Origin of the sequence: Microvirga aerophila (assembly GCF_003332305.1) — a bacterium.
Taxonomy (GTDB): domain Bacteria; phylum Pseudomonadota; class Alphaproteobacteria; order Rhizobiales; family Beijerinckiaceae; genus Microvirga; species Microvirga aerophila.
In genome coordinates this window covers 20,135-37,713 of the sequence record NZ_QOIO01000029.1, presented here as the reverse complement: position 1 = coordinate 37,713, position 17,579 = coordinate 20,135, and the positions used below count along the sequence as shown (strand labels likewise).

Annotated in this window: 18 protein-coding genes; 5 read left to right on the top strand and 13 right to left on the bottom strand. The window is 60.2% G+C overall.

The annotated features are described in order from the left end of the window. Positions 1-2 precede the first annotated feature (2 nt). The 7 genes from DRB19_RS16665 to DRB19_RS16635 all read right to left on the bottom strand — a co-directional run bounded on the left by DRB19_RS16665 (position 3) and on the right by DRB19_RS16635 (position 7,799). A complete protein-coding gene (locus DRB19_RS16665) occupies positions 3-770 on the bottom strand; it encodes an ABC transporter ATP-binding protein (protein WP_114187161.1) in 768 nt (255 codons plus the stop codon). Further along, positions 767-1,762, bottom strand: a complete 996-nt coding sequence (locus DRB19_RS16660; RefSeq protein ID WP_114187160.1) for a branched-chain amino acid ABC transporter permease — start codon at positions 1,760-1,762, stop codon at positions 767-769. The genes DRB19_RS16665 and DRB19_RS16660 overlap by 4 nt, the downstream gene beginning before the upstream one ends. A 13-nt stretch (positions 1,763-1,775) precedes the next feature. Then, the gene (locus tag DRB19_RS16655) at positions 1,776-2,660 is read right to left on the bottom strand and encodes a branched-chain amino acid ABC transporter permease (RefSeq protein WP_114187159.1); all 885 of its coding nucleotides are present in this window, start codon (positions 2,658-2,660) and stop codon (positions 1,776-1,778) included. Between the two features lie 55 nt (positions 2,661-2,715). Continuing rightward, positions 2,716-3,969, bottom strand: coding sequence for an ABC transporter substrate-binding protein (locus tag DRB19_RS16650; RefSeq protein ID WP_114187158.1), 1,254 nt, complete (start codon positions 3,967-3,969; stop codon positions 2,716-2,718). Positions 3,970-4,042: 73 nt separating this feature from the next. Beyond that, positions 4,043-6,436 (bottom strand): xanthine dehydrogenase family protein molybdopterin-binding subunit, encoded by a 2,394-nt coding sequence (locus DRB19_RS16645; RefSeq protein ID WP_114187157.1) that lies wholly within the window; start codon positions 6,434-6,436, stop codon positions 4,043-4,045. Continuing rightward, the gene (locus DRB19_RS16640) at positions 6,433-6,891 is read right to left on the bottom strand and encodes a (2Fe-2S)-binding protein (protein ID WP_114187204.1); all 459 of its coding nucleotides are present in this window, start codon (positions 6,889-6,891) and stop codon (positions 6,433-6,435) included. The genes DRB19_RS16645 and DRB19_RS16640 overlap by 4 nt, the downstream gene beginning before the upstream one ends. A gap of 23 nt (positions 6,892-6,914) precedes the next feature. After that, entirely contained in the window at positions 6,915-7,799 is an 885-nt protein-coding gene (locus DRB19_RS16635; RefSeq protein ID WP_114187156.1) for an FAD binding domain-containing protein, read from the bottom strand. Positions 7,800-8,334: 535 nt separating this feature from the next. Between DRB19_RS16635 and DRB19_RS16630 the strand changes: the two genes are divergently transcribed. The 3 genes from DRB19_RS16630 to DRB19_RS16620 are packed head-to-tail and all read left to right on the top strand — an operon-like array spanning position 8,335 to position 11,144. Further along, entirely contained in the window at positions 8,335-9,291 is a 957-nt protein-coding gene (locus DRB19_RS16630; RefSeq protein ID WP_114187155.1) for an MBL fold metallo-hydrolase, read from the top strand. A 33-nt stretch (positions 9,292-9,324) separates the two neighbouring features. Continuing rightward, on the top strand, positions 9,325-10,929 hold the full coding sequence (locus DRB19_RS16625) for an FAD-dependent oxidoreductase (RefSeq protein WP_114187154.1): 1,605 nt from the start codon (positions 9,325-9,327) through the stop codon (positions 10,927-10,929). After that, positions 10,926-11,144: a DUF2783 domain-containing protein gene (locus DRB19_RS16620; protein WP_114187153.1), complete on the top strand. Its 219-nt coding sequence runs from the start codon at positions 10,926-10,928 to the stop codon at positions 11,142-11,144. The genes DRB19_RS16625 and DRB19_RS16620 overlap by 4 nt, the downstream gene beginning before the upstream one ends. A 33-nt stretch (positions 11,145-11,177) precedes the next feature. Here DRB19_RS16620 and DRB19_RS16615 read toward each other — a convergent pair whose 3' ends face one another. The 6 genes from DRB19_RS16615 to DRB19_RS16590 all read right to left on the bottom strand — a co-directional run bounded on the left by DRB19_RS16615 (position 11,178) and on the right by DRB19_RS16590 (position 16,276). Then, positions 11,178-11,882, bottom strand: a complete 705-nt coding sequence (locus DRB19_RS16615) for an ABC transporter ATP-binding protein (RefSeq protein WP_114187152.1) — start codon at positions 11,880-11,882, stop codon at positions 11,178-11,180. Continuing rightward, a complete protein-coding gene (locus DRB19_RS16610; protein ID WP_114187151.1) occupies positions 11,875-12,657 on the bottom strand; it encodes an ABC transporter ATP-binding protein in 783 nt (260 codons plus the stop codon). The genes DRB19_RS16615 and DRB19_RS16610 overlap by 8 nt, the downstream gene beginning before the upstream one ends. Next, positions 12,654-13,601, bottom strand: a complete 948-nt coding sequence (locus tag DRB19_RS16605) for a branched-chain amino acid ABC transporter permease (protein ID WP_114187150.1) — start codon at positions 13,599-13,601, stop codon at positions 12,654-12,656. The genes DRB19_RS16610 and DRB19_RS16605 overlap by 4 nt, the downstream gene beginning before the upstream one ends. Before the next feature lie 2 nt (positions 13,602-13,603). Further along, complete coding sequence (locus tag DRB19_RS16600; RefSeq protein WP_114187149.1) at positions 13,604-14,476, bottom strand: branched-chain amino acid ABC transporter permease; 873 nt, start codon at positions 14,474-14,476, stop codon at positions 13,604-13,606. Positions 14,477-14,600: 124 nt separating this feature from the next. Beyond that, positions 14,601-15,767 carry an ABC transporter substrate-binding protein gene (locus DRB19_RS16595; RefSeq protein ID WP_114187148.1) on the bottom strand — a complete coding sequence of 389 codons (1,167 nt, stop codon included), beginning with the start codon at positions 15,765-15,767 and terminating at the stop codon, positions 14,601-14,603. Positions 15,768-15,805: 38 nt separating this feature from the next. Next, positions 15,806-16,276, bottom strand: a complete 471-nt coding sequence (locus DRB19_RS16590; RefSeq protein WP_147021768.1) for a hypothetical protein — start codon at positions 16,274-16,276, stop codon at positions 15,806-15,808. 56 nt (positions 16,277-16,332) lie between these two features. On the opposite strand from DRB19_RS16590, the gene paaG reads away from it, so the two are divergent. Together paaG and paaI are read left to right on the top strand one after the other, a co-directional pair. Continuing rightward, positions 16,333-17,103, top strand: a complete 771-nt coding sequence (paaG, locus tag DRB19_RS16585; protein ID WP_373867370.1) for a 2-(1,2-epoxy-1,2-dihydrophenyl)acetyl-CoA isomerase PaaG — start codon at positions 16,333-16,335, stop codon at positions 17,101-17,103. Continuing rightward, positions 17,103-17,564, top strand: a complete 462-nt coding sequence (paaI, locus tag DRB19_RS16580; protein WP_114187145.1) for a hydroxyphenylacetyl-CoA thioesterase PaaI — start codon at positions 17,103-17,105, stop codon at positions 17,562-17,564. The genes paaG and paaI overlap by 1 nt, the downstream gene beginning before the upstream one ends. Positions 17,565-17,579 lie beyond the last annotated feature (15 nt).

Genomic DNA, 17,579 nt, shown 5'->3' with positions numbered 1-17,579 from the left:
ATTCAGTGCTCCCGCTGGCCGAGATAGACGCGCTTGACGGTTTCGTTCCGACGGATATCCGCAGGCGTTCCCTCTGCCAGGAGTTCGCCGTGGTGCAGAACGAGCAACCGGTCGCTGATCCCCATTACGAGTTTCATCTTGTGCTCCACGAGAATGACTGTCCGCTCCTGCGCAAGCTGTACGATCAGGTCCATCATCACGCGGGTTTCCTCAGGGCTCATTCCGGCAGTCGGCTCATCGAGCAATAAAAGCCGGGGGTGACTTGCAAGCGCCATGCCGATTTCAAGCGCACGCTGTTCGCCGTGGGCGAGTGTTCCCGCAAGACGGCCGCGCCGGCTCCAAAGCCCAACTCGATGAAGCAGTTCATCGGCTTGGACGACCAGATCCTTGTAGGAGGTCCGGGGCGTCCAGATGTTGTACCGGGAGGAAAGCGCCTGGAGGGCGACCCGGATGTTCTCGTGCGTGGACAGTTGCGGAAACACGTTCGTGATCTGGAAGGACTTGGCCACGCCCATGTGAGCGAATTTATGCTGCGGGAGCCCGGTCACGTCCCGCCCCTCGAACTCAACCTGACCGCTTGTGGGAGGAAAGGCCCCTGACAACAGGTTGAAATAGGTGCTCTTGCCGGCTCCATTCGGCCCAATGATGGACGTGATGGCACCACGACGAAACTCAGCCGTGATGTCTTTCAGCGCTGTAAACTTGCCGAACTGCTTGCTGACCCTTTCGGTACGCAGAATGACGTCTGAGGTTGCTGTCTGACCGATCACTTTTGAACCCTCTGCAGCAAGGTTCCCCAAATTCCCTTCGGGAAGAACAGGACGCACACCATGAAAACGGCTCCCACGAAGAGCTGCCAGTGCACGGTCCAGAGGGAGACGAGATTCTCGAGAAGCAGGAATACGGCAGCCCCAACGAAGGGGCCGAAGAAGGTTCCCATACCGCCGAGAAGCGACATCATGACCGCAAGGCCCGACGTCTCGTAATGCATGATCTCGATCGGTACGATCGAGAGATGCAATGCCTGAAGGGCTCCCGCCAGTCCGCAGAATGCGCCCGATAGAATGAACGCTATCAAACGAGTAGCCGTGACGTTGTAGCCAGAGGCACGGGCACGGGCTTCATTCTCGCGTACGGCTTCGATGACTGCGCCAAAAGGCGACGCAAGGATGCGCGACAGAAAGATCAGGGCGAGGATTACAAAAGCTGCAACCACATAGTAGCGCGTCAGCGGATCGATGAAGTCGAACTTCAGCCCGAAGATCGAGATTTCACGCACGTTGATGCCGCGCAGGCCGTTTTCGCCTCCTGTCCAGTCGATTGCCTGATAGAACAGGTAATAGACGCACTGCGACAGGGCCATGGTGACCATAGCGAAGTAAATGCCCCGGGTGCGGATCGCCAGCACGCCGATCGCAGCCGCCATGGCGACGCCACCCAAGACACCTACCACTATCGCAGCGTACCAGGGCATTCCGAAATGCACGATCGCGATGCCGCATAAATAAGCTCCTGTCCCGAAGAGCGCAGCGTGCCCAAAGGATAAAAGGCCCAGATATCCGAACAGCAGGTTGAAGCCGAGAGCGTATAGCCCGTAGATCAGGATGTTCACCGCCAAGGCGGTGAACGGCATCACCAGCGGAAAGGCCAGCAGGAAAGCCGATGACAGCAGAACCCGGTGCTGTCGGGCAAGTTCGAACCAGCTGGCGCGATGCCTGGGAGCAGCCGCCAATGGTTCGGAGATGTGGGAAGCTTCATGCATGATGATAATTCCGTCAGCTCATCAGACCGGCTCGGCCAAAGAAGCCCTGCGGGCGGATCAGCAGAACGATCGCCATGAGCGCGAAAATGGAAACCTTCGCCATTTCAGGCACGAAGAGCGACGACAAGCTCACCACCACTCCAACCAGAAGTCCGGCGAGGACGGCCCCGAGCAGGGACCCCATGCCGCCGACCACAGTGACGACGAACGCCTCGACGAGGATCGGCCCCCCCATTTCGGGGATGACGCCCTGGAGCGGCGCGGCAAGCAATCCGGCAAGGGCAGCAATCCCAGTTCCAATCCCAAAGACCACCAGCCATACCCGGGCCACATCGACCCCTAGGACCCGCACGATCTGTGGGTCTCGAGCCCCGGCCCGGATGATGAGGCCGAAGCTCGTCCGTTCCAGGAACAGCCAGAGGCCGAGAAGGACAACGCCCGCGGCTGCGATGACGAAAAGACGATAGAGCGGGAAGTAGCCGATGCCGATATCCACGGCGCCTTGCAGCAGTTCCGGCGTATCGAAGGGGTAGCCTGCCTTGCCGAACGCGATCCGGACGAGCTCGACGATCACGTAGCTTAGGCCGAAGGTGAGCAGGAGCGGATAATCGATTCCGCGTCCGTAGAGTGGTCGAATGAGAAACCGTTCAACCACCAGGCCGATCGTCCCGACAATGATCGGAACAGCCACAAGGCAAAGCCAGAAATTCCCGCCTAGAGCGAGGAGGTAGACCCCCACATAGGCGCCCAGCATATAGAAAGCGCCGTGAGCAAAGTTCACGACGGTCAACATGCCGAAAATGAGCGAAAGGCCGATTGCAAGAAGCACGTAGACCGCCCCGAGTGCGAGGCCAGTGAACAGTTGCAATCCTATCAAGTCCAGGGTCAGACCCGCCATTTATATCTCCAAAGCGCAAGCGGGCTCACTGGGGAGCCCGCCGCTGTCTGACTGGTTACGCCTTGTGGCCTAAAGATTCGCACGAACGAAGGTTCGCTTCGTTGGGCTGCTCCGTAGCAACGACGTCAAATACGTCCGCCTCGTTGCGCTGGTTCTGCGTCTTGGATTCGATGATGAACACCGACTGGACGGATTGGTGATCGCACTTCCGGAAGTATTGCGGTCCCTTGTAGTAGTCGTACTTCAAGGCTTCCATTGCGGCGATGACCATCTCGCTTTCCACGCTGCCGGCCTCTTTCGCGGCCATCAGGAGCGTCTTCACTCCGCCATATCCGAGCGCGCCGTAGTCCGACGGAACCTTCCCGTCATGCATCTTGCGGAAGCGATCGTTGAAGGCTTTGGCTGAAGCGAACTGGTCCTCGATACCCCAGTAGTACGATGTGCCGCCAATGACGCCATTAAATGCCTGGGCTCCTGCGGCCAAGCGACCGGTGTAGAGCAGGATGGGCGTGATGAGCTTGATATTCCTTTTGAGACCGAAGTCGGTCGCCTGCTTCAAAGCGATCTGCTGATCACGGCCAAAATTACAGATGCAGAGGATATCCGGCTTCAAGGCTTGGATGCGAGGGAGAAGAGTCGAAAAATCAGTCGCCCCGATCGGGTGGCGGATGTCCGCCAGCTCTTCGATGCCAACTGCCTTCCCCGCCTCCCGGAACCCCCGGACCATTTCATGACCATAAGCATAATCGGCGGTAAGAAATGCAACCTTCTTGCCGAATTTCGGGAACGCATAACGCCCGACGGCGCCCGCCGTCATATGCGGGTTAAGGGCCTCGTGGAACGTAAATTTGCTGAAGTCCGCAATCTCGTTGATGGCGTCCGATTGACTGATCGAATTGAATATGACCCCGCGCTCTTTGGTAACGTTGTTGACGGCAAGCTGTACGGCGGCGGAAAGGCTGCCGACGATGAAGTTGACCTTGTCCTTCTCGATCAGCTCGAGCGCACGGGTGGCGGCTTCGCCAGGATTGAGCTTGTCGTCGCGTACGAGCAACTCAGCTTTACGGCCGTTCAGACCACCGGCCTCGTTGAACTCCGCGATTGCGACCTCCGCCGCCCGCACTTGGTCTTGCGCTTCTGTCCCGTAGGGGCCGGTCAGGGGAACAGGAAAACCGATCTTGATCGTCTGCTCCTGAGCCCGAAGAATGTTGATCGAGAACGGAGATACGGCGAGCAATGCTCCCGCGCCCGCCGTGCCGAGAAGGCTACGGCGGCTAATGTCTGTCGGCTTCTTGCCGGAACTCGTCATGGTGTTTCCTCCTAAGGGATGTCGCTTTTTTGATTTTGGAAGGCGGCAAGCCGCCATCGGTCAGGCGATACTTTCAGAAGCGTTTAAGCTCCTTCAGGATAAGTTCAGGGGTCAGCGGAATTTCGGTGATGAGCACATCGAAGGGCGAGAGGGCGTCATTCACCGCATTGGCCACGGCAGCCGCCGCCCCGGCGGTGCCGGCTTCCCCTGCCCCTTTGGCGCCGAGTTCGGTTTCCAGAGTTGGCGAAACGACGTGACCTACCTCGATATCCGGCATCTCGGCCGCCATGGGCACAAGGTAGTCGGCCATGTTGCCATTCGTGAGCTGGCCGCTCTCATCATACCGGCAGTGCTCATAAAGCGCCGGCCCCAGACCCTGCACCACGCCGCCGCGGATCTGCTCGTCGACGAGCTGGGGATTGATGATCGTACCGCAATCCTCGACCACCCAGTGCTTGAGCAGGGTTACGAAGCCGGTCTCGATATCCACTTCAAGCCAACTGGCCTGAACGCCGTTGGTGAAGGCGAATGGGTATTGGCGCGGCACGAAGTGCCGGGTGGCCATCAGCTCGGCCTGGAACCCTGGCGGAAGCGTATCGGGACGGAAGTAAGTAATGCGTGCCATTTCATCGAGACCGATGCGTTGACGCGTCGTCCCCTTGTCCACTACGACGCCGTCCACAACGTCGAGGGTTGCGGGATCCGCCTGCAGGATGGTTGCCGCCGCAGCCAAGATATTGTTGCGCAGCGCCTTGCCCGCCTGCCACGCCGCCTCACCGCCAATGCCCGCTGCGCGCGACGCCCAGGTACCACCGCCATAAGGCGTGTTGTCCGTATCGCCGAGGATGACCCGAACCCGCTCCATCGGCACACCGATCGCCGTCGCGACAACCTGCGCCGTAATCGCTTCCGAGCCCTGTCCCTGCTCCGTGATGCTGGTTTGGCAGGTCACGGAGCCGGTTGCGTCGAGCCTTACCGTCACGCCATCCTGCGATGAAATCCTGGCGCCGCCGACACCATAGAAGGCAGCACTGGGGTTGGTCACCTCGATGAAGCTTGCTAGTCCGATTCCGCGATAAATTCCTCTCTGGCGCAACTCGGCCTGCTCCACCCGGAGGGCGTCATAATTCATCATCGCGAGGAGCTTGTTCAAAGCTGCGTGATGGGAGAGCGCTTCGAACTTGAGACCGGACGGCGATCCGCACGGATAGGCGTCGTCCTGAATGAGGTTGCGTCGCCGGATCTCAGCTGGATCCATTCCGATCGCGCGCGCCGCAAGATCGACCAGTCCCTCTGTGACGGAGCAGGCGATGGGGTGGCCGACGGCGCGGTATTGGCACGTCACGTTCTTGTTCTGGAAAACCACCCGCGCCCTGGCGCGATAGTTCTGTGCCGTATAGGGCCCGCCGACAAGGTTGACGACTTGGTTGGCCTCGATGGCGCTGGTGCGCGGATACATCGAGTAAGGGCCGATCCCGGTGAGATCATCGATCTCGAAAGCGGTGATGGTGCCGTCTTTCATGACGCCGATCTTGCCATAACAGCGATGGTCACGGGCATGGATGTCGGTTGCAAAGCTTTCGATGCGATCAGCCACGAACTTGACAGGACGGCGAAGGAGCTTCGAGAGCGCAGCAGTGGCCATCTCGTCTGCATAGACATGAACCTTGATCCCAAAGGATCCGCCGACGTCCTTACAGACCACTCGCACCTGAGCCTCCTCGAGGCTTAAATGCTTGGCAAAGATGTTCTGCATCATATGAGGAGCTTGGGTGCCCTGATAGACCGTGAGCCGCCCCTCCCCGGCGTTCCAGTCGGCGAGGACCGACCGCGATTCGAGGGTTACTCCCGTGTGACGGCCGAACACGAACTCCGCATCCACAACCGCGTCCGCTTCGGCGAAGGCCCTGTCCACTTCACCTGCATCGAGCTTCCGCTCAAAGGCGAGGTTATCGCCGAGGTCGGGATGAATGACCGGCGTCTCGGGATCAAGCGCCGTGCGCATGTCCGTAACCGGTTCAAGCTCTTCATAATCGACGATGACCTGTTCTGCGGCATCTTCTGCAATTGCCCGGCTTGTGGCGATCACTGCGGCCACAGCCTCACCTTGCCAACAGGCGCGGTCGACGGCGATGGGGTACTGAGGGGCAGATTTCAGGCCCTTGAGATGCGACAGAACCCCTACCCAGGGCGTGCAGACCTGAGCAAGTTCGGCGCCAGTTACAACCGCGATCACGCCAGGCATTGCCTTGGCATCCGTCGAGTCGATCCCCAGTATGCGCGCATGCGCATATGGGGACCGGACATAGACCACGTGCCCCATGCGAGGCAGCGTCATGTCGCTCACGTACTGTCCGCGTCCCTGCATGAGGCGCGTGAGGTTGGGGCGCGGAACCGCTCGACCGATATAGGAGTTCGGCCGGTCGAGGGCGGAGAGTCCCGAGGGAGTGTCGGCGCTGCCGCTCATGCATTGGCTCCATTGCGGGCGCGCACCGTGGCCTCGACCGCATCAACAATTGCGTGGTACCCGGTGCACCGGCAATAGTTTCCTGAAAGATGCTCTCGGATCGTCTCCCGGCTAGGGTTGCTCTGCTGGCGCAGCAGTTCCTGGACCGCGATCAGCATGCCGGGAGTGCAATAGCCGCACTGAAGAGCATTCCGATTGCGGAAGGCCTCCTGCAGATCGGCGATTTCGCCGCTGTCGGACAGCCCCTCGATCGTCTCGACGACGGCTCCGTCCGCTTGAACCGCAAGAACCAGACAGCCTCGCACGATGTCGCCGTCAAGGCGAACGGTACATGCTCCGCATACCCCGTGCTCGCATCCAAGATGGGTGCCGGTGAGACCAAGATGGTCGCGCAGAAAATCGGCGAGATGCGTGCGGGGAGAAACGTGAGCATTCACGTGCTCGTCGTTGACCATGAGGGTGATGGAGACGGGAGCAATCACTGCAATGCCTTCCTTTTCATTTCCTGGTCTTGCACGAGATCAGACATGCATCGTTCCAGCAGAACCTTCGCAAGATGAAGCCGCATTGCAGAGGAAGCCTGCTGGTCATCATGCGGCTCAAGATCCTCCGCAAGGGCGGACTGAGCGTCGGCTATGACCGCCGGGCCGATCGGTTGGCGGGCGACCTTGGCCGCCGCATGGGCGGCAAGCGTTGGTCTGCCGCCAATCGCAAAATAAGCAAGACGGAGGCTTTCGACCGTCCCATCTCGGACATTGGCCTGAGCAGCCAGCCCCGCAATGGCAAAGTCACCGTTGCGGCGCGAAAACTCGTGGAAGTAAAACCGGCTTCCAGCCGCAGTTACGGGGATTTCCAAACCGATAAGCAGCTCGTCCGGGGCCAATGCTGTCTCATAGATCCCGAGGAAGAACTCGGATGCCGCGACGCGCCTCTCACCGGAAGGACCGGAAATAACCATGACGGCATCGAGCGCCATCATACAGGCAGGCAACTCCGATGCGGGATCCGCATGGGCGAGGTTGCCTCCGATCGTGCCCCGATTGCGGATAGCCGGGTGGGCCACGTAGGTGATTGCCTCGGCCAGGAGAGGCACGTGCTCTGCGATCTCTTGCGAATTCAGGAGATCGACATGACGCGCGAGCGCGCCGATCCGGACCATCCCGTCGGCTACGGAAATGTAGCGCAACGTGCCGATGCGGCCGATGTCGATGAGGATTTCTGGAGCTAGCAGTCGAAGGTTGAGGGCCGGGACCAAGCTCTGGCCACCGGCAATAACCTTGGCTCCGTCCCCATGGAGAGCAAGCAGACTTGTCGCTTCCTCAACGGAAGACGGGCAGACATAATTGAAATCCGACGCCTTCATGGCCGGCTTCCTCATCCGCTGTAAGTTTGCGACAGTAAATAGGCCCGCCAAGAGGCGGTCAAGATTATTTATCGGTTGAAAATTATATATAAAGGTTCGGGTTGTGACAGGCTTCGTGCAGTACCGTTCTGAGGCGTTGAAATGGTGCAGCGCACCATTACTCTTCGACCGACGCTACGGCATCTTAGCTTGATACCTTGAGAACGAACAGGACCGTGCTCGCAAACATTTCCCCATAAGCTAGGCGGCCAGAAAACCGTTGCTTATGCAACAATCCACTTGATAAAGTCACTACGAATGCGGCTGATGCGAGCAGTCACCTAACCCTACAAGGACGGTATCTCCAACTCATTCCCTACGACTGTTGAAGCGCATGAAAGCCTCCTTGCATTTCAGGCACCCCATCATGACGAATAACGTACGTCCTCTTTGAGGTGGAGACGATCACACATGGGCCTCGCCCTTCCCCGTTCGACCCCGCTCTCCCGCCATGAGAAAACATCGACGGGAGCAATTTACCTTACGGAGAACCATGATGGCTGAGAAAGCCTTCGCGTCGACCGCAGACACGACGGACAAGATGGTCTCGTTCACGGAAGTCGGTCCGGGGCTTTATGCCTATACGGCTCAAGGCGACCCGAATTCCGGCATCATCGTAGGCGACGACGGCTGCATGGTGATTGACGCCCAGGCGACTCCCGCCATGGCCGAGGACGTGATCTCGCGCGTGCGCACTGTCACCGACAAGCCGATCAAGTACGTCGTCCTCTCCCACTATCATGCTGTGCGGGTGCTTGGCGCCTCGGCCTATGAGGCTCAGGGCATCATCGCGTCGAACGCGACCTACGACCTGATCGTCGAACGGGGCGAACAGGACAAAGCCTCAGAAATCGGCCGTTTCCCACGCCTTTTCCGTGGCGAAAACAGCATCCCGGAAGGGCTAACCTGGCCGACGATCACCTTCGAGAACAGCATGTCGGTTTTTCTCGGCAAGCGCGAGGTGAAGCTCTTTCATTTAGGCGCGGGCCATACCGCAGGCGACATCGTCGCTTGGGTGCCGGACGCGCAGGTGATGTTTTCCGGCGACCTCGTAGAGTATCACTCTGCCTGTTATTGCGGCGATGCCCACTTGCGCGAATGGCCTGAAACACTGGAGGAAATCCGGGCTTTCAGGCCCAAAGCCCTTGTGCCCGGCCGCGGTGATGCGCTCAAGGGCGAGCAGATGGTGCGCGAAGCCATTGCCATGACACGGGATTTCGTCACCAGCCTATACGGAGCCGCGGAACTATCGGTCGCTCGTGGCCGCAACCTGAAGCAGACGTTCGCGGCCGCTCGAGACGTCATGGACCCGAAATTCGGCAGTTTCGCCATCTACGAACATTGTCTCCCATTCAACGTTTCCCGGGCATTTGACGAGGCCTCCGGGATCGATCATCCCGTGATATGGACCGCTGAGCGGGACCGGGAGCTTTGGGCGGCTCTGCAGGGGTAGGTCTTTGGGGCAAGGTCGAGAAACGGACGCGCCATGAACACCCGCAAAGCTCTCTACCAGTTCGGCTATCGCCGCAGCCCGGATCAGGACCGCCCCACTCCAGCTCACCATCCTGTGGTCGTGGTCGGCGCGGGGCCTGTTGGACTTTGCACGGCCATCGACCTTGTCCAGCGCGGTGTGCCGGTCATCCTACTTGACGATGCGGATCGGATCGGGGAAGGCTCGCGCGGCATCTGCTATGCCAAGAGAACGCTCGAAATCCTCGACCGGCTCGGCGTGGCCCAGACCTGCCTTTCCAAGGGCGTGACCTGGAAGGTCGGCAAGGTGTTCCAGCGTGAGGAGCTGCTCTACGCGTTCGATCTTTTGCCCGAGGATGGGCACAAGATGCCGGCCTTCATCAATCTTCAGCAATACTACCTCGAGCACGCGCTCGTGGAGCGCGCCGCGCAGTTGCCGGATCTCGATATCCGCTGGCGCAACAAGGCGACCGGTCTAAAGCCACGCAATGACGGCGCGAGGCTCACGGTCGAGACACCTGAAGGCTCCTATGATCTGGACGCCGATTGGGTGGTGGCTGCCGATGGGGCGCGCTCAGCCTTGCGCAGCATGCTCGGTCTCAGCTTCACAGGCGAGGTTTTCGAGGACCGGTTTCTCATCGCCGATGTGAAAATGCGGGGCGATTTTCCAACGGAGCGGTGGTTCTGGTTCGATCCACCCTTCCATGATGGCCGCTCGGCCCTCCTCCACAAGCAGCCGGACGACGTCTGGCGCATCGATCTCCAGCTTGGTCCTGATGCGGACGCAAAAGCCGAACAGGCCCCGGAGCGGGTCCTGCCGCGTCTCAGACAGATGCTCGGGCACGACAACTTTGCCCTCGAATGGGTGTCAGTCTACACCTTCCAGTGCCGTCGCCTCGAGCGCTTCGTGCACGGGCGCGTGGTATTCGTGGGGGATGCTGCCCACCAGGTTTCGCCGTTCGGTGCACGCGGCGCGAATTCCGGCATCCAAGATGCGGAGAATCTAGCCTGGAAGCTCGCCCTCGTTGTAAACGATGCAGCGCCCGAACGTTTGATGGAGACCTATGAGTTTGAGCGCTCCGCCGCGACGGATGAGAATATCGGCCACTCGACCCGCTCGACCGACTTCATCGCCCCACGCTCCGCTCAGGAGCTACGCTTTCGCGATGCCGCGCTTGCTCTTGCCCGCCATGCACCCTTTGCGAAGCGCATGGTGAACTCAGGCAGGCTCTCGACGCCCTCCACCTACGAGACCTCTCTCTCGACGCCCGATCGTGACGCCTGGGCTGGATCCGCTCGCCTTGGAGCGCCCCTCCCCGATGCACCCATGCGCGACCGCGAGGGGCGGCCCATCTGGCTGCTTGAAGCACTGGGTGGCCAGGAAACCATCCTTTACGTCTCGAACGGCGATCCCCCACCGTGCAGTTGCCGCATTCTCACGATCGGCCACGACCTGATCGACGAGAACGGGTTTTTCGAACAACGGTTCGATGCATCTCCCGGCAGCGCCTACCTGGTTCGTCCCGACCAGCATCTGGCGGCCCGCTGGCGACATCCGGACTCCTCGATGATCGAACGTGCCACCCGCCGTTTGCGTGGTTTTGACGGAGGAGCCGCATGACTTTTCTTGTCGCCGACAACCGCTTCTCAGACCCGGACCGCGCCTATCGGGCCCTCATAGAAGCGCATCGTGGTCTATCGGATGAGGCGAGCGCGGCGCTCAACAGCCGCCTTGTGCTGATCCTGGCCAACCACATCGGCGATCAGGCTGTTCTTCAGGACGCTCTTGCCCTCGCGAAGAAAAGCATGGTGCAGCCGGAAAGTGCTTCGAGTTGATCCCCTGCTTCAGCGCAAGACCATAGTGGTCCCTTACTCGATACCGAGGTATGCGGCCTTGACCTGGGGATCGGCCAAGAGCGCCGAACCTGCGCCAGTGTAAGCGACCTTTCCGGTTTCGAGTACATAGCCACGATCCGCGATCGCCAAGGCGGCGCTTGCGTTCTGCTCGACAAGAAGCACCGTAATGCCGTCTTTCCTGAGCGACACGATGGCGTCCAGGATCTGATCGACCAGGAGCGGCGACAGTCCCAGCGACGGTTCGTCGAGAAGCAAGAGTTTGGGTCGTCCCATCAACGCCCGGCCGATAGCCAGCATCTGCTGCTGCCCTCCCGACAATCCGCCGGCCAGAAGATGTCTCTTCTCGGCTAGGATCGGAAACATCGTGAAAACACGGTCGCGATCCGAACCGATGTCCTTATCGCTTCGCCGATAAGCGCCAAGCCGCAGGTTGTCCTCTACGGTCAAGGGGCCGAATACCTGGCGTCCCTCCGGCGATTGCGTAATCCCGCGATCGACCCGCCGATGGGGCGGCAGGCGATGAATCGGCTCACCGTTGAACAGGATTTCGCCGCCGGTGATCGGCTGGACTCCGGACAGCGCACGAAGGAGTGTCGTCTTACCAGCGCCATTGGACCCAACGAGAGCAACCACTTCGCCTGTCTCGACGTGAAGCGTAACGCCCTTGAGCACCTCAATCCGGCCGTAGGCGCTGCGAAGACCTTTGATCTCAAGCACGGGCTGCCTCCTGGGCCCCATGACGCCCGAGATAAGCCTCTAGAACCTTGGGGTTGTCACGAACCTCGCGCGGCGATCCTTCGGCAAGCGGCCTGCCCCGCTCAAGAACCAGGATCCGGTCGGAGATCTTCATCACGAGCTTCATGTCGTGCTCGACGAGCACAACCGCGACTCCCCGGTCCGCGACCTGTCGGATGAGGTGGTCAATTTCCTCCGTCTCGACCGCATTGCAGCCGGCGGCCGGTTCGTCGAGGAGAAGCACGCGCGGCTCAGCCGCGAGCGCGCGCGCGATCTCGAGACGCTTGCACGCGCCGTAGGGAAGCGAACCCGCCAGGACATCAGCCGAGTCCTTCAGCCCCACATAGCTCAGGAGTTCGAGAGCCGCCGCCCTCGTCTCCCGGTTCTGGCGCGTGACCGCGGGCATTCTGAACAGGGCAGGCAGAAGGCTGCACTTCTCCCGCAGGTGGCGTCCAACCATTACGTTCTCGCAGGCCGTCATGCGCTGAAAGATCTGGAGATTCTGGAAGGTCCGTGAAAGACCTCGGGTCGCTAGGTTGTGTGGCGCCAGCCCGGTCACGTTTTCGCCGGAGAGGTGGATGGTGCCGCGACTGGCGGTATAGACACCCGAGATCACGTTGAAGAGCGTTGTCTTTCCTGCGCCGTTGGGACCGATGATCGAAAGAATCTGGCCGGGACTGACCGAGAAGCTCACCCCATCGACCGCCTTCACGCCGCCGAAGGAAATGCCGATATCCATTGCCTGTAGGATTGTCATGACCGTGTCCTCTGGAAGAACAGGGACGACAAAGTCGGTACGATGCCGCTGCGCATAAAGATCATCGACACGATGATGATGAGCCCGAGCAGGAGGTGCTCGTACTCATGAAAAACAGTCAGCACTTGGGGAAGCGTCACGAGCAAGGCCGCGCCAACGATGCTTCCGACCACTGATCCGAGCCCCCCTAGCACCACCATGGTGACGAGTTCCACGGAGTGTAGGAAGCCAGCCTGATCCGGGTTGATGAAGCCGTTCATCATCGCGAGCGCGGAGCCGGCCAAAGACGCGTAGACCGCTGCGATCACGAAGGCCTGCAGTTTGAAACGAGCGACGTCGACTCCGACGACCTGCGCCGCCACCTCACTGTCGTGAAGCGCCCGAAATGCTCTGCCGGTGGGAGTTTCATCGAGGTTGAGTGCAATCCAAGCGCCAATGAGCAGGAGGCCCCCCGTCACCCAATACCATGTATCCGATCCGGTCACCCGCCATCCGAACAAGGTCAGCCGAGCTACTGGCATGCCGTCCGGCCCGCCAGTCCATCGACTTTCGGTCGAGATGACGAGCGCGACGAGGACGCCAAGGCCTAGTGTGGCAATCGCGAGATAGTGTCCTTTCAGCCGCAGGATGGGACGCCCCACCAGAAAAGCGAGCGCAGCTGAAAGAAGAGCCCCAATGAGAAGCGCAGCCCAGGTGGGTAGACCGAGATGGGCTGGGCCGATGGCGACCGCATAGGCGCCAATGCCGAAGAACGCCGCATGACCGAGGCTGACCTGCCCTGCCTGGCCCATGAGAATGTTAAGGCCGATGGCAGCGAGCGCCGACACCCAGACGAGGGATGCAACGCGGAAATAGTAGCTGGAAGGGAAAATGAGGGGCAGAACGGCAATCACGACTGCCAGAATGGCGAGCGTCGTAAAGCGTTGATTGACAAGAGCACGCATGCTCATACCCTCTCGACGGCTCGCCGGCCGAACAGTCCTTGAGGCGCAGCAAACAACACGACAAGAATGACAAGGAACGCAAAGGCGTCCTTATAGGTCGAGCTGAGGTAGCCCGCGCCGAATGCCTCGAGAAGCCCGATCAGGAGCCCGCCGACGACGGCGCCCAGCGGATTACCCATGCCTCCCAGCATCGCGGCGGCAAACCCTTTCAGCGCAAGAAGCGTGCCGACATCGTAGCTTGTGAGAGTGATCGGCGTCACGAGAATGCCAGCGATCGCGCCGATCGCCGCGGACCCTCCGAAGGCAAGCGCCATGATCGTGGTCGTGTTGATGCCGACTAGGCGAGCGGCTAGGCGGTTTGCGGCGGTTGCCAGCACAGCCTTGCCGAGCACCGTGCGTTCCAGGAAGGCGTATAACCCCAAAACCACGACCGCGGCTCCGCCGAGGACCCAGAAGCTCTGCGGCTGAACCGCTGCTCCAAAGATGTCGACTGGCGTATCTCCGGAGAACGAGGGCAGCTTGTGAAATTGCTTGTCGAAGACGATCTGCGCAATGCCACGGAGCAGGATCGATGCGCCAATCGTTATGATGATGAGTGTTACAGCCGATGCGCCGCGCGCGGGCTCGATGGCGAAACGGTGCAGCAGAAGCCCAATGACGACGGCAACGCATACTGCAATCAACGCAGCCAGCGGCAACGGCACCCCTGCGGCCGAAACAAACACCGTGACCATCCCGCCAAGCATGACGAACTCGCCCTGGGCGAAGTTCACCACGCCCGACGCATTATAGATCAGGGTAAAACCCAGTGCGACCAGGGCGTAGACCGCTCCGACCGTCAATCCGGAGATAAGAAACTGGAGAAACTCGGCCATTATGCGGTCCCGCAGCCTCTGGTTACTGGACCGGCGGCAAACGAGCAGCCGTCAGTCCTGAGGAATAGGAAGCGACGCCTCCGGGCTTCCATGTGTGTATGGCCCGGAGGCGTTGTGAGCAGGATCAGCTTCCCGATTCAGCCAGATTCCAGTCGCCGCCCTTGATCTCGAGCATGCGGAACGCGGAGAGGTCGAGCCCGAGGTGGTCTGTCGCCGACATGGTGACGATGCCGCCCGTGCCGACAAACCCCTTGGTTTTTTCGATCTCATCGCGGATTTTCTTGGGATCCGTGGAGTTCGCGCGCTTCATCGCTTCGACCAGAATGAACAATCCATCATAGGCATGGCCGCCAAAGGTCGAGACAGGCTGCTTCGTGGCGCTCTCGTAGGTCTTCTTGTACTCGGTCACGACCTTCTTCTGCGGATCGCTCTCAGGGAGCTTGTCCCCCACGAGAAGCGCTGCGGCCGGGAGCCGGACACCTTCTGCGGCTGCGCCTGCCAGATCAATGAAGCTCTTCGACGCTACGCCGTGGCTCTGGTAGAACGGCGTTCCGGTCATGCCGAGCTGCGCATAGTTGCGGGTCACGATCGCCGGCCCCTGGCCGAAACCTGGATTAACGACAGCCTGCAGGCCGGCCGTGTTCTTGATCTTGGTAAGCTGGGCCGTCATATCGCTGTCGCGAGGACCATAAGTCTCATCGATAACGATCTGCATTCCGTAGTTGGGTGCAACCTTGACGCACTGCGCCCGCATGGAAGCGCCGAACCCGTCCGTGCCCGAAATCATCCCGATCTTCGTGAGGTTGCGTTTCTTCAGATCCTCAAAAATTTTCTCGCACGCCATTTTGTCCGTGTGGGGCGTCTTGAACACGAACTTGCGCACGGGATCGACCACCTCGATCGCGCCTGCCAGTGAGATGAACGGAACCTGCGCGTCCTCGAACACAGGGACCATCGCCATGGTGGAACCTGTCGAGGTTCCTCCCACCATGGCGATAACCTCATCGTCCTCGATAAGGCGGGTCGCAAAGGTCCGGGCCTTGTTGGCGTCACCCCCGTCATCGTAGATCACGAGCTCGATCTTCTTGCCGGCAACACCGCCTGCGGCGTTAATCTGGTCGACATAAATCCGGAGCGTCTTGTCCTCGGGTTCACCCAGAAAGGAGGACGGGCCAGTGACAGACAGGACCGAGCCAATCTTGACGGTGTCCTGAGCGAGCGCGCCATTGGAAAAGCCTAAGCTGATCGCACTGGCGGCGAGCATGTACTTGAGCGTCGAGGGTGATTTCATCTGTTTCCTCCTGGATGAATTGCCGAATGTTCTTGTTCTTATTGTACGTGCTGCGCGACGGGTGAGGCCACCAAAGGCCTGCATGCCGTTGCAATGTGAAAGCGGTCGGCTACGAAGGCCGCGCCGGTAAAGCAGGCTGCTTCGGTCAGATTCGTCCCTGTCGCGTGATAGTCGCTGAAACGGGCGGACTGATTGACGAACACCCCTCCTTTGAGATCGACCGAAAGCGCAACGCCAGCGGATGCAAAAGCCTCGGACGCCTTGTCGATCAGCGGTTCGTTGGCGGCTTTAGCGGTTTCGCCGTAGATCTTGCCGCTTGGGATTTCCGGATAGGCGCTCCAATAACCACGCGACCGCACCGCTTGAAGGGGTTGATTGAGTGTATCTCGATGGTTGTCGAAAAATCCCATCCCGTCCTCCTGAACGCCGGCCATACGCTCATTGACGCTATCCATAGCATCAATATAATTGACCGGACGGTTGGTCAATAGTAAAACAAGTCGAAGCAACTGTCTGCGATCCACCGGAATCCGGGAGGGCCACGTTGGAGAATGACTTCATCCTCATGGACAGGCGAGAGGGGTATCGCGTCATCACTCTCAATCGCCCTGACCGTCTCAACTCCTTCAACGAGGCGATGCATGCGGCTTTGATGACAGCTCTTCTCGATGCGGAAGCTGACAAGGACTGCCGAACGCTCATTCTCACCGGTGCCGGACGCGGGTTCTGCGCTGGCCAGGATCTGTCGGATCGGGTCTTCAGCCCAGGCGAGGTTCCAGATCTCTCTTCCACCCTTGAACGGCTTTACAATCCGCTCGTGCGCAAGCTTCGGGACCTACGGATGCCTGTGCTCTGTGCGGTCAACGGCGTTGCGGCCGGTGCCGGCGCAAACATCGCGTTCGCGTGCGACATCGTTCTGGCGGCGCGGTCCGCCAAGTTCATCCAGGCATTCGCAAAGCTTGGTCTCGTCCCTGACTCAGGCGGAACCTGGTTTCTGCCGCGGCTCGTCGGTCCTGCGCGGGCGCGGGCTCTCGCCCTCCTGGCCGAGCCGGTTCCTGCCGAACAGGCCGAAACCTGGGGCATGATCTGGAAGGCTGTTGATGATGCAGTGCTCATGGAGGAAGCGCATCGTCTTGCCGTTCATTTCTCGTCCCAGCCCACCGTCGGGCTCGGCCTGATCAAGCAGGCCCTAGATGCATCCGAAACGAACGATCTCGACCAGCAGCTCGATCTGGAGCGGGATTTTCAAGGGCAAGCGGGCCGCACGCCAGACTACATGGAAGGCGTCACGGCTTTCTTCGAAAAGCGGCGTCCTAAATTTACCGGGAGGACCTGATGGACGCACAGCCGACCGCTTCCGGGAACGACGCGCAGGAAGTTGCGCGAGCTTGCGCCGAGGCCATGTGGGCAGAGGATCAGGCGAGCCAGGGGCTCGGGATGCTCGTCGAGCGGGTCTCGCCCGGCGAGGCCGTCATCTCGATGAAGATCCGAGCCGACATGACAAATGGACACGGCATTTGCCACGGCGGGTTCATCTTTACCTTGGCGGACTCGGCTTTCGCTTTTGCCTGCAACACATACAACCAGCGCACGGTCGCCCAGCAATGCGCGGTAACGTTCCTGCAACCCGGCCGTCGCGGAGACACGCTCACGGCCCATGCTGTGGAACGCACCCGGACGGGCCGCTCCGGTATCTACGACGTAACAGTTCGGAACAGCCGGGACGAAGTCGTCGCAGAGTTTCGCGGGCATTCGAGAACCATCGCCGGCATGCTTCTCTCGCCGGGTACTAAATAAATCTACTAAAAAACT

Coding starts and splice junctions, on each gene's coding strand:
- paaG (WP_373867370.1), top strand. CDS start 16,333: ATGGACAGGCGAGAGGGGTATCGCGTCATCACTCTCAATCGCCCTGAC.
- DRB19_RS16640 (WP_114187204.1), bottom strand. CDS start 6,891: ATGGTCAACGACGAGCACGTGAATGCTCACGTTTCTCCCCGCACGCAT.
- DRB19_RS16620 (WP_114187153.1), top strand. CDS start 10,926: ATGACTTTTCTTGTCGCCGACAACCGCTTCTCAGACCCGGACCGCGCC.
- DRB19_RS16600 (WP_114187149.1), bottom strand. CDS start 14,476: ATGGCCGAGTTTCTCCAGTTTCTTATCTCCGGATTGACGGTCGGAGCG.
- DRB19_RS16660 (WP_114187160.1), bottom strand. CDS start 1,762: ATGCATGAAGCTTCCCACATCTCCGAACCATTGGCGGCTGCTCCCAGG.
- DRB19_RS16645 (WP_114187157.1), bottom strand. CDS start 6,436: ATGAGCGGCAGCGCCGACACTCCCTCGGGACTCTCCGCCCTCGACCGG.
- DRB19_RS16650 (WP_114187158.1), bottom strand. CDS start 3,969: ATGACGAGTTCCGGCAAGAAGCCGACAGACATTAGCCGCCGTAGCCTT.
- DRB19_RS16655 (WP_114187159.1), bottom strand. CDS start 2,660: ATGGCGGGTCTGACCCTGGACTTGATAGGATTGCAACTGTTCACTGGC.
- DRB19_RS16595 (WP_114187148.1), bottom strand. CDS start 15,767: ATGAAATCACCCTCGACGCTCAAGTACATGCTCGCCGCCAGTGCGATC.
- paaI (WP_114187145.1), top strand. CDS start 17,103: ATGGACGCACAGCCGACCGCTTCCGGGAACGACGCGCAGGAAGTTGCG.
- DRB19_RS16630 (WP_114187155.1), top strand. CDS start 8,335: ATGGCTGAGAAAGCCTTCGCGTCGACCGCAGACACGACGGACAAGATG.
- DRB19_RS16610 (WP_114187151.1), bottom strand. CDS start 12,657: ATGACAATCCTACAGGCAATGGATATCGGCATTTCCTTCGGCGGCGTG.
- DRB19_RS16635 (WP_114187156.1), bottom strand. CDS start 7,799: ATGAAGGCGTCGGATTTCAATTATGTCTGCCCGTCTTCCGTTGAGGAA.
- DRB19_RS16605 (WP_114187150.1), bottom strand. CDS start 13,601: ATGCGTGCTCTTGTCAATCAACGCTTTACGACGCTCGCCATTCTGGCA.
- DRB19_RS16625 (WP_114187154.1), top strand. CDS start 9,325: ATGAACACCCGCAAAGCTCTCTACCAGTTCGGCTATCGCCGCAGCCCG.